Annotated in this window: 10 protein-coding genes and 2 pseudogenes; 1 reads left to right on the top strand and 11 read right to left on the bottom strand. The window is 63.6% G+C overall.

What is annotated here, in order from left to right; all coding sequences use genetic code 11:
- Nucleotides 1-177: 177 nt before the first annotated feature.
- From ACFJI0_RS02650 to ACFJI0_RS02605, 10 genes and pseudogenes are all read right to left on the bottom strand, one after another.
- Entirely contained in the window at nt 178-879 is a 702-nt protein-coding gene (locus tag ACFJI0_RS02650; protein ID WP_382323349.1) for a transposase, read from the bottom strand.
- Nucleotides 858-2,135, bottom strand: coding sequence for a CynX/NimT family MFS transporter (locus ACFJI0_RS02645; protein ID WP_382323348.1), 1,278 nt, complete (start codon nt 2,133-2,135; stop codon nt 858-860). Before ACFJI0_RS02645 ends, ACFJI0_RS02650 begins: the two co-directional genes overlap by 22 nt.
- Nucleotides 2,132-3,322, bottom strand: coding sequence for a deoxyguanosinetriphosphate triphosphohydrolase (locus ACFJI0_RS02640; RefSeq protein WP_382323347.1), 1,191 nt, complete (start codon nt 3,320-3,322; stop codon nt 2,132-2,134). Before ACFJI0_RS02640 ends, ACFJI0_RS02645 begins: the two co-directional genes overlap by 4 nt.
- Nucleotides 3,322-4,443, bottom strand: a complete 1,122-nt coding sequence (gene aroB, locus ACFJI0_RS02635; RefSeq protein WP_382323346.1) for a 3-dehydroquinate synthase — start codon at nt 4,441-4,443, stop codon at nt 3,322-3,324. Before aroB ends, ACFJI0_RS02640 begins: the two co-directional genes overlap by 1 nt.
- Before the next feature lie 45 nt (nt 4,444-4,488).
- The gene (locus ACFJI0_RS02630; RefSeq protein ID WP_382323345.1) at nt 4,489-5,052 is read right to left on the bottom strand and encodes a shikimate kinase; all 564 of its coding nucleotides are present in this window, start codon (nt 5,050-5,052) and stop codon (nt 4,489-4,491) included.
- A pseudogene (gene pilQ / locus ACFJI0_RS02625) lies at nt 5,049-7,185 on the bottom strand (type IV pilus secretin PilQ). Before pilQ ends, ACFJI0_RS02630 begins: the two are co-directional and overlap by 4 nt.
- Nucleotides 7,182-7,736 (bottom strand): pilus assembly protein PilP, encoded by a 555-nt coding sequence (locus tag ACFJI0_RS02620; protein ID WP_382323344.1) that lies wholly within the window; start codon nt 7,734-7,736, stop codon nt 7,182-7,184. Before ACFJI0_RS02620 ends, pilQ begins: the two are co-directional and overlap by 4 nt.
- Complete coding sequence (locus ACFJI0_RS02615) at nt 7,733-8,413, bottom strand: type 4a pilus biogenesis protein PilO (RefSeq protein WP_382325894.1); 681 nt, start codon at nt 8,411-8,413, stop codon at nt 7,733-7,735. Before ACFJI0_RS02615 ends, ACFJI0_RS02620 begins: the two co-directional genes overlap by 4 nt.
- A gap of 17 nt (nt 8,414-8,430) precedes the next feature.
- Nucleotides 8,431-9,036, bottom strand: coding sequence for a PilN domain-containing protein (locus ACFJI0_RS02610; RefSeq protein WP_382323343.1), 606 nt, complete (start codon nt 9,034-9,036; stop codon nt 8,431-8,433).
- The gene (locus tag ACFJI0_RS02605; RefSeq protein ID WP_291113824.1) at nt 9,033-10,112 is read right to left on the bottom strand and encodes a pilus assembly protein PilM; all 1,080 of its coding nucleotides are present in this window, start codon (nt 10,110-10,112) and stop codon (nt 9,033-9,035) included. The genes ACFJI0_RS02610 and ACFJI0_RS02605 overlap by 4 nt, the downstream gene beginning before the upstream one ends.
- A 268-nt stretch (nt 10,113-10,380) precedes the next feature.
- Between ACFJI0_RS02605 and ACFJI0_RS02600 the strand changes: the two are divergent.
- A pseudogene (locus ACFJI0_RS02600) lies at nt 10,381-12,808 on the top strand (penicillin-binding protein 1A).
- Here ACFJI0_RS02600 and cyaY read toward each other — a convergent pair.
- Nucleotides 12,798-13,127 (bottom strand): iron donor protein CyaY, encoded by a 330-nt coding sequence (cyaY, locus tag ACFJI0_RS02595; RefSeq protein ID WP_382323342.1) that lies wholly within the window; start codon nt 13,125-13,127, stop codon nt 12,798-12,800. The pseudogene ACFJI0_RS02600 and the gene cyaY overlap by 11 nt on opposite strands.
- Between the last annotated feature and the right edge of the window lie 60 nt (nt 13,128-13,187).

Here is a 13,187-nt window from a genome sequence, read left to right as displayed (position 1 = left end):
CGGTTCGTGGGCGTAAATGCAAAAACGGGACTGCGAGCTTATTGCATTGCAACAACAATGCCAAGCAGATTAAATGGGGTCAGATTCCATTTAAATCCCGACAAATTTGATCGATGTTTTATTGGGGACAGATTAAAAACGCTTTGATGAAGCGTTCCAGGCCTTCGGAGCCTTGCGTCAGGTTTCGTTGGAGGAGGTGGACGCGGGACGGCCCGGGCGGCCGCGCGCAATCCGGCGCGGGGTGCGTTTTTGCAACTCCGCGGCAAAGTCCGCATCCCCGAGCGCCCAGCCGTGCAGCGTGGCGTCGGTGATGGCGCCCTGCTGCGCCACCGATTGCCCCGCATGCACCAACTCGGTGTACGCCGCTTCGCGCGCGAACGGGGTGTTGCCCAGCCCCCAATACACGGCGGGCGGTGTGATCCGCCGGTCCGGCGTCTGCCCGATGTAGTGGCGATGGCTTGACCAGGGATGGTTTTTCGGGTCCACCACCAGGCCAGCGCGCACGGGGTTCAAGTCCAGATAGACCATGCAAGCCAGCAGGTAGCGTTCGGTCTGAACCAGCGTGGATTTGTAGCGCCCTTCCCACAGGGTGCCAGTGCGGTGGTACAGGTCGTTGAAATAACGGACGTAGCGCCGCCCCACCGCCTGCATCATGAGCGGTACACCCTCCGCCGTTTCGGGCGTGAGCAGCAGATGGAAATGGTTGTCCATCAGCACATAGGCGTTGAGTGCCACTTGGTGCTTGCGCGCGTTGTCGCCCAACAGCTCCAGCAGGAACTCGCGGTCGGCGTCGCTGCGCACGATGTCCTGGCGGTTGTTGCCGCGCTGGATCACATGGTGCGGGTAACCGGCGACGGTCAGGCGGGGAAGACGGGCCATGGTGCGGTCAGGTGGGCGTCGCCGCGAAGCGGCTCCGAAGGGAATCCGACCCCGATTATGGTCGGGCGCGCCAGGCGGCCTGCAGCCGCCCCGCCAGCAGCACACCGAGCAAGGAGGAAGCGCCTGTCACGGTCCAGGTCCATTGCCAGCCGCCGACCAGGGTCGGCGGACCAGGCCACCAGCGGCGGCCCGAGAAATTGACCCATGGCAGAGAACTGCTGCATCCAGCCCACCGTGGTGGACACCGTCTCGTTGTCGGGAGCGAGTTTGACCGCCAGGCCAAACAGCGTCCCGGGAATCAGCCCACCCACCCCGGAGAAGACCAACACCGCAAGGTACTGCGCCACCGGGTAACCCTCGGCGCCAAAGGCCACCCAGGCCCCCACACCCATCGCGACATAGGCCAGCGCCAGCACCACACCAGGGCGCGCGCCCCTGGCGAGCCACCAGCCCCCGCCAATGTTGCCGACCATGTTGATGCCCGCGGCCAGGGCGCTGAGCACGGCCACCGTGGCGCCGGTGTACCCGGCCTGGTGGTAGATCGTCGGCAGGAAACCGACCACGGCCAGCCATTGGCCCGAATACAGGAAGAACGCCAAGGCCATCAGCCAGGGGCCGGGCGCCCGCAGGGTCCGTCGAAGCCGTGGGCCCAGGGCCGTGGCGCTGGATGCGGACTGCGCTTGTGCGTCCGGGGTCACCCATTTCGCCAGTCCGACCGCCGCCAACAGGGAAAGCAGCGCCAACAGCAACCAGGCCCAGCGCCAACCGACGGCGGAGAGCAAGGGCACGCCGAGCAGCAGGGCCAGCGAAGTGCCCAGGGGCATGTACGCCCCCCACCAGCCGAGCGAGCGGGACAGCGTGGGCGCATGGTGCACGCGTTGCCGCAGCAGGCCCGGCGCCGGCAACACGGCCGAGAGGAAGCCCATGCCCTCGATCACCCGCGTGGCCAGCAACACGTGAACGTTGGGGGCCAGCGCGCCCAGCGCACTTCCCGTGGCCAGCAACAGCAAGCCGGCCAGCATGAAGCGGCGAGGACCCAGCCGATCCGCCATCAGCCCCACCACCAAGCCCAGCGTCATGCCCGCCAGCTGCACCAGCGACAACAGGAACCCGGCTTGCACCAGACTCAATCCCAGGCTCTCGCGCAACACCGGAATCGCCACCGGCAGTTTGCCCACGTGCAAGGCGCAGGTGACGCCTACGGCGACCACCAGGGCCGCCAGCGGCCGCGAAGCGAGGCCGGGAGACGCCGTCATGGGAACAGCACGGCGCCATAAAGGCGCTCGTGCTCACGGATGGCAAATCGGTCTGTCATGCCAGCGATGTAGTCCGCCACCGCCCTGGCCAGGTGTTGTTTGCGCCCATGCGCCTCGGGCAATTCGCCAGGCGCGTTCATGTAGCGATCGAACAAGTCACTGACCACGCGGCGCGCACGATCCGTGGTCTCCATCACCTGCGGATGGCGGTAGAGATTGCGAAACAGGAAACTTTTCAACACTTGCGAGCGTTCCCTCATGCCATCGGAGAAGGCCACCAGCGGCGGACCCGCGCGCACGGCGTCCGCGCTGTGAACCTGCGCCGTCGAGAGCCGCGCGCGCGTGGTGTCGATCACGTCATAGACCTGGTCGCTGAGCATGAGACGGATGGACTCGAACAACAGGCGGCGCCCCTGCAGCTGCGGATGCGCCTTCAAGGCCGTGCGGCGGTAGTGCTCGAACAGCTCCACGTCGGCCATCTGGTCCAGGGTCAACAAGCCCGAGCGCACACCGTCGTCGATGTCGTGCGCGTTGTAGGCGATCTCGTCGGCCAGGTTGCACAACTGCGCCTCCAGCGAGGGCGATCCCCCCTGCAGGAACCGCGATGCCACGCCGCCCGGCTCCTGTTGCTCCAGCCGCTGGGCGTTGGCCCGGGAGCAGTGTTTGAGAATGCCTTCGCGGGTCTCGAAGCAAAGGTTCAAACCGTCGAAGGCGGGGTAGCGCTCTTCCAGTTCATCGACCACGCGCAGACTCTGGAGGTTGTGTTCGAACCCCCAGCTGTCGGTATCGCCGGGCAGCGCTTGCGCGGACGCGGCCTTGAGGCACGCGTTGAGGGCATCCTGCCCGGCATGGCCAAAGGGCGTGTGGCCCAGATCGTGGGCCAGGGCAATGGCCTCGACAAGGTCTTCGTTGAGGCGCAGCGAGCGCGCGATGCTCCGACCCAGCTGAGCGACCTCCAGCGAATGGGTCAGGCGCGTGCGGAACAGGTCGCCTTCGTGGTTCAGGAACACCTGGGTCTTGTAGACCAGCCGCCTGAACGCGGTCGAATGGATCACACGGTCCCGGTCGCGTTGGAACGCGGTGCGGGTCGGCGCTTCGGGCTCAGGATGGCGACGTCCCCGACTGAGCGCCGGATCGCTGGCGAAATCCGCCAGCCCGGTGGGCAGGGGGGTGGTCGGCACGGCCATCAGGCCCGGCAACTGGCTTCGATCACCTGAGCCACCACCGCGTCGGGGGCGCTGCGCATGCTGGCGTGGCCCGGGGCATCGATCACCACGAACTTGATGGCCCCACCCTCGGACTTCTTGTCCACCCGCATCAACTCCAGGTAGCGGCCCACATTGTCCTGGGCGTCCAGCACCGGCGCCACCGTGGGCAAGCCCGCGCGCCGAACCAATGCGGTCAGGCGTTCGACAAAAGCGGTGTCCACCAGACCCAGGGCCGCCGACAGGCGCACCGCCATGACCATGCCGCAACCCACCGCTTCGCCATGCAGCCAAGCCCCATAACCCATACCCGCTTCGATGGCGTGCCCGAAGGTGTGGCGAAAATTCAGAATCGCGCGCATGCCCGACTCGCGTTCGTCCTGGCCCACCACCCAGGCCTTGATCTCGCAGCTGCGGCGCACGGCGAAAGCAAGCGCGTCGGCGTCGCGCGCCATGAGTGCGTCCATGTTGCTTTCGATCCAATCCTGGAAAGCCATGTCGGCGATCGGTCCGTACTTGATGACCTCGGCCAACCCCGCGCTGAGCTCCCGCTCGGGCAAGGTCTTGAGCGCGTCGAGGTCGCACAGCACACGCCGAGGCTGGTAAAAGGCCCCGATCATGTTTTTGCCCAACGGGTGGTTGATGGCCGTCTTGCCCCCCACGGACGAATCCACCTGCGCGAGCAAGGTGGTTGGCACCTGCACGAAAGGGACGCCACGCATGTAGCTCGCGGCAGCGAATCCCGTCATGTCGCCGACCACCCCACCGCCCAGCGCAAAGAGCACGGTCTTGCGGTCGCAACCGTTGGACAACAAGGCATCAAAAATGAGGTTGAGCGATTCCCAGGTCTTGTACGCCTCGCCATCGGGCAGCACCACGGTGTGAATCGCCTTGTAGCGCGGCGCCAGAGAGTCGACCAGGCGGTCCCGGTACAAAGGCCCCACCGTCTGGTTTGTGACGATCATGGCGCTGGCGGCACTGGGAAGATCGGCATAACTCTCGGGCGCGTCCAGCAGGCCGGCACCAATGACGATGCCATAGCTGCGATCGCCGAGATCGATGTCCACCCGTTGGGTGCGCGGGGCCGTGTGCGATGAAGTCATGGACACCGAGTTTATTCGGTGTCCATCCCGAAGGTCTGGAAAGCGCTAAGGCGCGCCGGGGACTGGTGGGCGCGTGGAAGCGGGCGCCACCGACCCATCGAGCTCCAGCTGCATCACGATCATGTTGACCAGCGTGCGCACCGAAGGGCGACCGGTCTCGATGACGAAATGCGCGGTCTGACGGTAGAGGGGATCGCGCACGTCGAACAGGTCGCGAATGCGCTGCAACGGATCTTCCACTTGCAGCAAGGGCCGGTTGCGGTCGTACCGCAGTCGGCGGTACACCTCTTCCGGTGTGGATTTCAGGTAGAAGACCTTGCCACGCCCGTGCAGGTGCTCGCGGTTTTCGGGCCGCAAGACCGACCCGCCGCCAGTGGACACGACAGCGACCGGTCCTTGCGTCAACTCATCGATGACAGAGGCTTCGAGGTCGCGAAAACGCGCTTCGCCCTCCCGCTCGAAAAACTCCCGGATCGAACAACCCAGGCGCTGCTCGATCACGTGGTCGGAATCGAAGAAGGGGAGAGCGAGGCGTCGGGCCAGTTGCCGCCCGACCGTCGACTTGCCGGATCCCGGCAAGCCGATCAGATAGCTCGATGAAACGCTCAATTGATTGCCGCGCGCCCCAATACACGTGGTGTGATGAAGATCAGGAGTTCGGACTTGTTCGCGACGCGGTTGCGCGACTTGAACAGGTTGCCCACGGCGGGCAAGTCGCCCAGCAGGGGCACCTTGTTGACTTCATCGCGTTCGGTCTGCTCGAAGATGCCACCGATCACCACCGTTCCGCCGTTCTCCACCAGCACCTGCGTCTGCACGTGTTTGGTGTTGATCGCGATACCGTCCGGCGTCGACTCACCACGGCTGTCCTTGTTGATGTCGAGGTCGAGAATGATGTTGCCCTCGGGCGTGATCTGCGGCGTCACTTCCAGCTTCAAGTTGGCCTTGCGGAACGCAATCGCCGTGGCACCGCTGGAGGTTGCCGTCTGGTAGGGGAATTCCGTGCCCTGTTCGATCAAGGCCTTGACCTGATCGGCGGTGACCACACGCGGGCTCGACACGATACGACCCTTGCCATCCGATTCGAGCGCCGAAATTTCAAGGCTCAGGAAGCGGGACGCACTCGGGTTGAACAGCGACAGTGCAAAAGAGGCCGCCTGTGCGTTGCTGGGATTGGCGGGCAGGTTGACGAAGGGCGCCGACGTCAGCGTAGGGCCCCCGAGCGACGACGCGGCGCCGTAGTTCGAACCGAAGTTGCCCTGAATCGGGCTGCCGTTGGCCGAGCCCACACCAAAGCCGCGAACACCACCACCCAGCCGCACGCCCAGGGATTTGCCAAAAGTGTCATCGGCTTCCACGATGCGCGCCTCGATCATCACCTGACGGATCGGGATGTCGAGCTTGCGGATCAGCTCCTGCACTTGCTCAAGGCGCGACGCGATATCGGTCACGAAAAGCTGGTTGGTCCGGGGCTCGGAGATCACACTGCCGCGATCGGACAGGATGCGCGCACCGGCCGCCCCGCTCCCGGAGGAAGCGCTGCTGCTACTCGCCGTGAGTTGCGCTGCGATGTCGGCCGCCTTGGCGTAGTTCATCTGGAAGCCCTGCGTTCTCAGGGTCTCCAGGCTTTCGATCGACACCTTGGACTCCAGCTCCTGCTTCTCGCGGGCCGCGATCTCATCCTTGGGCGCGATCCACAGCACATTGCCGGACTTGCGCATGCCCAGACCTTTGGCCTGCAGGATGATGTCCAGCGCCTGATCCCAAGGCACGTCCTCCTTGAGTCGCAGCGTGACCGCGCCGGTGACCGAATCGGAGGTCACGATGTTGAAGTTGGTGAAGTCCGCGATGACTTGCAGCAGCGAACGAACCTCGATGTTCTGGAAGTTGAGCGACAGCTTCTCGCCGTTGTAACCCGGGCCCTGTGTCAGCTTGGAAGAATCGATCTTCTGTTCACGCACTTCCAGCACGAACTGGTTGTCGCTCTGGTACGCCGAATGCTCCCAGTTGCCCGTCGGGGTCACCACCATGCGCACGCGGTCACCCGCCTGCGAGGTGGTCACGCTTTGAATCGGTGTGCCGAAATCGCTGACGTCCAGGCGGCGGCGCAAGCCTTCGGGCAGCGAGGTCTTGAGAAATTCGACGACCAGGTTCTGTCCCTGCTGACGAATGTCCACACCAACCTGGTTGTTCGCCAGTTCGACCACCACACGGCCCGCATTGCCAACACCACGGCGGAAGTCGATGTCCCGCAAGGCGGCCACGTCGCGGTTGCGGTTTTCGGCAAAGGCCGAAGGTGGCGCCGTCGCGGCAGTCACCGGTTGAGCACGCTCCAACACCACCAGCAGTGTCTTGCCTTCAATCCTGGCCTCATAGGCGGCCGACTGCTTCAGGTTGATGACCACGCGGGTGCGATCACCCGCCTGCACCACGTTGGCCGAGCGAAGGTTGCCTTCATTGATGTCCACCGCATTGCGCCCAATGGCGTTGCGCGACGCCGGGGAAATCCAGAGCGATGCGCGCGGGCGCCTGAATGGTGAACCCCGTGGGCAAGGCCGCCAAAGGCTGGGTGGTGTTGATGCGGATGACCTCCACGCCCCCTTGAATGCCCCCCGTGATCGATTGGATCGCGTTTTGAGCCTGCGCCCACACGGTGGTCAACGTCATGCAGGCGAGCACGGCCCCCCTGAGCACTCCTCGCCCCAATGCTGCGAATCCCGTTGCCCTGTTTGGCTTGTTCATTTAGAAGCACCCTCTTGTAATTGCAGCGCCGCAGCGCGCTCGATCCATTCCCCCGCCGAATCCTGCACGATCTCGCGCATCACCACCTCGGTCTCGGTGATGCGCGTGACGCGTCCGAAGTTCTGCCCCAGGTAGTTGCCGGGCCTGACCTGGTACAGCAGGCTGTCCACCTTTACCAGTGCCACCAGTTTTCCATCGCGGTTGAGGCTGCCCACCATGGCCATCGCGTCCAGCGGATGGGCTTCGAGGGGTTGTTTGCGGCGGTTCAGTTCGGGCTCGAGAAGCGCCGCGTTGACCACGGGCGCTGATTGGCTGCCGCGCAGCACGCTCGCCAGCTTCTCTTCGCTGAACGGCTGCATCTGGCGTTCACCCAGGTAGGCCTGCGGAACGAACTTGGTGGGCTCCGGGATGGGCTGGACAGAGGGCTTGATCGAGTTGCGCTCGGTCTGCATCCAGACCTGCAGTTCATCCTGCCCGGACGAAGTACATGCGGCCAATGTCGATGCGAGCAACACAGCAGCGACCGTTGGGATCCATCGGCGGTGCGTCACGGCTTGGCTCCCTTTGGTGCGACAGCCTTTTGCTGCGCTGCGATCTCTTGCTGGTCGAGGTAACGGAAAGTCTTGGCCGTGCAATCCAGCGTCAGGATACCCTCACGATCTTTGATGGGCGTCAGGGTCAAGTTGTTGAGGGTGACGATGCGCGAGAGGTTCGCGATGTCGGCCGCGAACAGCCCGATGTCATGGTAGGTCCCGGTGACGCGCACCGCGATCGGCAACTCCGCGTAGTACTCCTTCACGCTCACCTGGCCCGGGCGAAAAAGTTCGAACTGCAGACTTCGGCCCAGACCGGCCTGGTTGATGTCGGACAGCAGCGCGTCCATCTCGGCCTTGCTGGGCAGTTGCTTTTCAAGCTGCGTCACGTATTGCTGCACCTGCTCGAGCTGTTTTCGCAGGGCGTCCAGGTTGACGGCTTGCACGAGCTTCTTGCGATAGTCTTCGCGCAATTGCACTTCGCGCGCCTTTTCGGCAATCAACTCTTCATCCGAGTTCTTGAGCCAGGCAAACCACAGCGCGGCGACCACCGCCACGCACACCGCCACAAACAACAGGTTGCGAGGCAGACCCGGCCATTGCGAGGGGTCATTGGGATCCAGTCCGGTGAACTGGGCTTTGAGCTTGTCCTGGATTCCCTTGAAATCCACAGCGATCTTGGGCGTTCTGGCGATGTTGCGCGGACCCTTGTTCAGACTTTGCGCTGCGCAGCTGGCGCGGCGGAGGCCGGAGGCGCGGAAGGACGCTTCAGCGAAACACGGATGGTGAAATTCGAGACGCGGCGCTGATCTCGGCCTCCGGCCGCGGGTCTAGCCGCTACGATTTCAACCAGATCCGGTCGCACCAACCAGGGGCTGTTGTTCGATAGATTGCGCAGCAGATCGGAGACGCGCTCTTGCGATTGAGCCACGCCCACCAGCAACACGCTCTGGTTGTCCTGCTTCATGCTGGTGAGGTAGACCCCATCGGGCAGTTGCGCGACCAGCTCATCCAGCAAGTGCACGGGCAGATTGCGGTCACCCTGCAGGTTCTCCACCGCCGTCTGGCGAGCGCGCAAGGAGGCGATTTCGCGCTGCAGATTGGCGATGTCCTTGATCTCGGTATCCAGCTTCGTGATTTCACCCTGGAGAAAGGCATTTCGATCCTGTTGCGCCGAAATCTGCCCCTGGTACCAGGTAAAAACCGCCCCGCAGATCACCCCACCCAACAGCGCGGACAAGCCCAACTGCGTGAAGAACTGGTCCTTTTGCCGCTTGCGGGTCGCCTCACGGTGAGGCAACAGGTTGATGAGGATCATTGGTAGAACCTCCGCAGCGCCAGGCCGGTGGAGGTCAGGTACGACGGCGCTTCGCGGGACATCTTTCGCGCCTGAACGGAAGCCGCCATTTCCATGGCGTCAAAAGGATTGATCACCATGCAGGCGAACGATGTCTGGTGGGTCACGGCCTCGGTCAGACCCGGCAACGCCGCGCTGCCACCAGCGAGGAGAATGTGGTCCACCTTGTTGTACGGCGTGCTGGTGAAAAAGAACTGGAGGGCACGGCCGACTTCCTGCGCCATGCTTTCGATGAAGGGGTCGAGCACCGCGGAACGGTAGTCGTCGGGCAAGTCGCCCGAGCGCTTCTTGGCCTCGGCTTCGTCCGACGAAAAGCCGTACTGACGCACGATCAGTTGCGTCAGCTGAGCGCCGCCAAAGGCCTGATCGCGTTCGTACAGCACGTCATCGTTGCGCATCACCTGCATGCTGGTCGTCAATGCGCCTACCTCGAACAGAGCCACCAGCGAGTCCACGCCCTGGTTGGGCAGAGTTTCAATCACGCGGCCTGCGGCCATTCGGGAAGCGTAGGACTCCACGTCCATCACGACCGGCTTGAGCCCGGCCGCCTCGGCCAAACCTTGCCGGTCCGAGACCTTCTCCTTGCGCGACGCGGCAATCAGCACTTCCACATCGCCCACGGAATTGGCGCTCGGGCCGATGACGCAGAAGTCGAGGCTGACCTCGTCAAGCGAAAAGGGAATGTATTGATTGGCTTCCGATTCGACCTGGGCTTCAAGTTCCTTGTCGGAAAGGCCGCCTGGCAGAATGATCTTCTTGGTGATCACGGCCGACGCTGGCAAAGCAAGCGCCACATTCTTGGTCTTGCTGCCGCTTTTGCGGACCACGCGACGCACCGCCTCGGCCACCTCATCGAATTTCTCGATGTTGCCGTCGGTGATCCAGCCTCGCTCCAGGGGCTCCATGGCGCAACGCTCCAGCACCAGGTCGCCCGAACGGTTGCGGCTCAACTCCACCAATTTGACGCTGGATGAGCTGACATCGATGCCCAACAAGGGCGCCGGTTCCCGGCTGAATAACGACCCCAATGAGATCAAGGTGGCCCCCAAAAATGATGGCGACAGGCGTCGCCAAACTTAATAATTCACTTGAATGCTAGCAGTAAGCCCCTTGTCCAGCAAAGATTTTTTGCCTTTGAGACAAACTGAAACGTTGTCAAAAGCATACGCATCCTGGACCCGGTGTTTACCGCTTCATCGGCCGTTTGGCCGGGAAATACACAACAACTCACAATATGCTTGCCGAGCCCATCTGAGCTCGCCATCCCGATTTTTATAATCACGGGCTCCGGCTCTGAACGACTGCATGCCCAAGAACGACACTTCTTCGCCTCGCCCCTCTGACGCATCAGTATTGACTGGGCGAACCGCACTCATCTGGGCCGGTCGCTTGGTGGTGGGTCTGGCCGGACTGGCGGTGGCGGGTGTTGCGTGCGTGTTGATGGCCGTGGGCATCGCGCTCGCGGTGGCCTATCCCAATCTGCCCGAGGTGGCCGGCTTGGCCGACTACCGGCCCAAGCTGCCTTTGCGTGTGATCTCGTCCGATGGCTCGTTGATCGGCGAGTTTGGTGAAGAGCGGCGCAACCTGCTCACCATCAACGAGATCCCCGCGGTCATGAAGCACGCGGTGCTGGCCATCGAAGACGCTCGCTTCTTTGAACACAACGGCGTCGACTACCGTGGCATGCTTCGCGCAGCCCTCGCCAATCTGCGGCAGGCCAAGAGCCAGGGGGCGTCCACCATCACCATGCAGGTGGCGCGCAACGTGTACCTGTCCGCCGAGAAGAGCTACACCCGCAAGATCTACGAGGTGCTCCTGACGTTCAAGCTGGAGCACATGCTGACCAAGGAGCAGATCCTCGAGATCTATATGAATCAGATCTTCCTGGGACAGCGGGCCTACGGTTTTTCCGCCGCATCGCAGATCTACTTTGGCAAGTCCCTGAAGGATGTGACCATTGCGGAAGCGGCCATGCTCGCCGGTCTGCCCCAGGCGCCTTCCGCCTACAACCCTGTCAAGAACCCGCGCCGCGCGCGCGCGCGCCAGTTGCACATCATCGACCGGATGGTGGAAAACGGCTTCATCACCCCCGAAGAAGCCGAAGTGGCGAAGGCCGAGCAGCTGAAGCTGCGGGCATTGAACCCCTCGAACAGACCTCACGCCGAGTTCGTGGCCGAGATGGTGCGCCAGTCCATCGTCTCTCAATATGGAGAAGAAGCCTATACACGAGGCTTGGTCGTGACGACCACCATCAAGGCGAACGAACAACTCGCGGCCTACCGTGCCGTGCGCCAGGGGGTGCTGGACTACGAGCGGCGCCAGTTCTACCGGGGGCCGGAGTTGTTCATCGACTTGCCGGAAGACAAGGCGGCGCGCGACGACGCCATCGACGAAGCGCTGACGGATCGCCCGGACAACGACGACTTGCTGTCGGCGGTCGTGCTGGAGGCCAATGCCAAGCGCGTGGTGGCCGTGCGCCAGGATGGCGAGCCGTTCGAGATCACCGGTGAAGGCCTCAAGCCCGTGCAGTCGGGCCTGTCCGACAAAGCGGGCCCCAACGTCAAGATCCGGCCGGGCGCGGTGATCCGCGTCGTGCAGACAGCCCCCAAGGTCTGGCGCATCACACAGCTGCCGGAGGTCGAGTCGGCCTTCGTGGCGCTGGACCCGCGTTCCGGCAAGGTGATTGCCCTGGTCGGCGGGTTCGACTTCCAGAAGAGCAAGTTCAACCACGTCACGCAGGCCTGGCGCCAGCCCGGTTCGAGCTTCAAGCCGTTCATCTACTCAGCGGCACTGGAAAAGGGCGTGACGCCGATGACGGTGGTCAACGACGCGCCGCTCTTCTACTCTGCGGGAGAAACCGGCGGCAAGCCCTGGGAACCGAAGAACTACGACGGTCAGTTCGAAGGCCCCATGTCGGTGCGGCGCGCGCTGGCCAAGTCGAAGAACATGGTGTCCATTCGAGTGCTGCAACTGGTCGGCACGCAGAGTGCGCAGCAGTGGGTGTCGCGTTTCGGCTTCGATGCCGACAAACACCCCCCCTACCTCACGATGGCGCTGGGCGCGGGCTCGGTCACCCCGATGCAGATGGCGCACCGGCTACGCCGTGTTTGCCAATGGTGGCTACCGCATTGCACCCACCCTCATCCTGCGGGTGAGCGACCACAAGGGCAAGCTGCTGTACGAAGCGCCGGAAGTGAGCCCCACCGAAGAGCAACGCGCGATCGAACCTCGCAATGCCTTCATCATGAACAGCCTGCTGCAGGAAATTACCCGGTCCGGCACGGCCGCGCGGGCGCAGGCCACCCTGAAGCGGACCGACCTGTACGGCAAGACCGGCACGACCAACGATTCGGTGGATGCCTGGTTCGTCGGTTACCAGCCCACGCTGGTGGCCGCGGCCTGGGTGGGCTACGACTCCCCGCGCAACCTCGGCAGCCGAGAAACCGGCGGCGGCCTGAGCCTGCCGATCTGGATTTCCTTCATGACGGAAGCCCTCAAGGGCGTTCCCGTCGCCTCCTACACAGCGCCCTCCGGCGTGATCAACGTCGGCGGCGAGTGGTACTACGAGGAGTTCGGCCCAGGACGTGGTGTGCACAGCCTGGGGTTGCAAGATCCCCTGCCGGGAGCCACCGGGGCGCCACCCGAGCTGGATGCCAACGGTGTCCCTATCAGCAAGCCCCCTGCAGGACCCACCGAAGAGCGCCGCAGCATCCTGGACCTCTTCAGGAACTGAAGCCCAGCGACTGCCCGGCCTGCTCCGAGGCGCAACGCGAGAGGTGGGCAAAGAACTCGCCCTGCCCCTTGGTGTCCATCCAGGCTCGGCCGTCGTGCTTGTAGTGGAAGCCACCGGCACGCGCAGCCATCCACACTTCGTGCAGCGGCTTCTGCAGGTTGATGATGATCTGGCTGCCGTTGGCGAAGGTCAGGGTGATCATGCCGCCCACCCGCTGGTTGTCGACGTCGGCATCGGTCTCGTCGTTGATGCGGTCGCAGGCCAGTTCAATCGTCCGAAGCAGCGCTTCTGCGCGGTCCTGGTACTCGGTGTCGGTCATTACAATGCGTCGATGTTTGGTTTGAAACGCATTCTAGGTCGGGCTGTCGGCCCCTCGCGT

The organism is Hydrogenophaga sp. UC242_53, assembly GCF_042696965.1.
Taxonomy (GTDB): Bacteria; Pseudomonadota; Gammaproteobacteria; order Burkholderiales; family Burkholderiaceae_C; genus Hydrogenophaga.
Note: the sequence above shows the minus strand (reverse complement) of the source record. Positions and strands in the feature narration are given on the sequence as shown.

What these genes read in the sequence shown, in the direction of transcription:
- ACFJI0_RS02650 (WP_382323349.1), bottom strand. Translation starts at nt 879, where the DNA reads ATGGCCCGTCTTCCCCGCCTGACCGTCGCCGGTTACCCGCACCATGTG.
- ACFJI0_RS02645 (WP_382323348.1), bottom strand. Translation starts at nt 2,135, where the DNA reads ATGACGGCGTCTCCCGGCCTCGCTTCGCGGCCGCTGGCGGCCCTGGTG.
- ACFJI0_RS02640 (WP_382323347.1), bottom strand. Translation starts at nt 3,322, where the DNA reads ATGGCCGTGCCGACCACCCCCCTGCCCACCGGGCTGGCGGATTTCGCC.
- aroB (WP_382323346.1), bottom strand. Translation starts at nt 4,443, where the DNA reads ATGACTTCATCGCACACGGCCCCGCGCACCCAACGGGTGGACATCGAT.
- ACFJI0_RS02610 (WP_382323343.1), bottom strand. Translation starts at nt 9,036, where the DNA reads ATGATCCTCATCAACCTGTTGCCTCACCGTGAGGCGACCCGCAAGCGG.
- cyaY (WP_382323342.1), bottom strand. Translation starts at nt 13,127, where the DNA reads ATGACCGACACCGAGTACCAGGACCGCGCAGAAGCGCTGCTTCGGACG.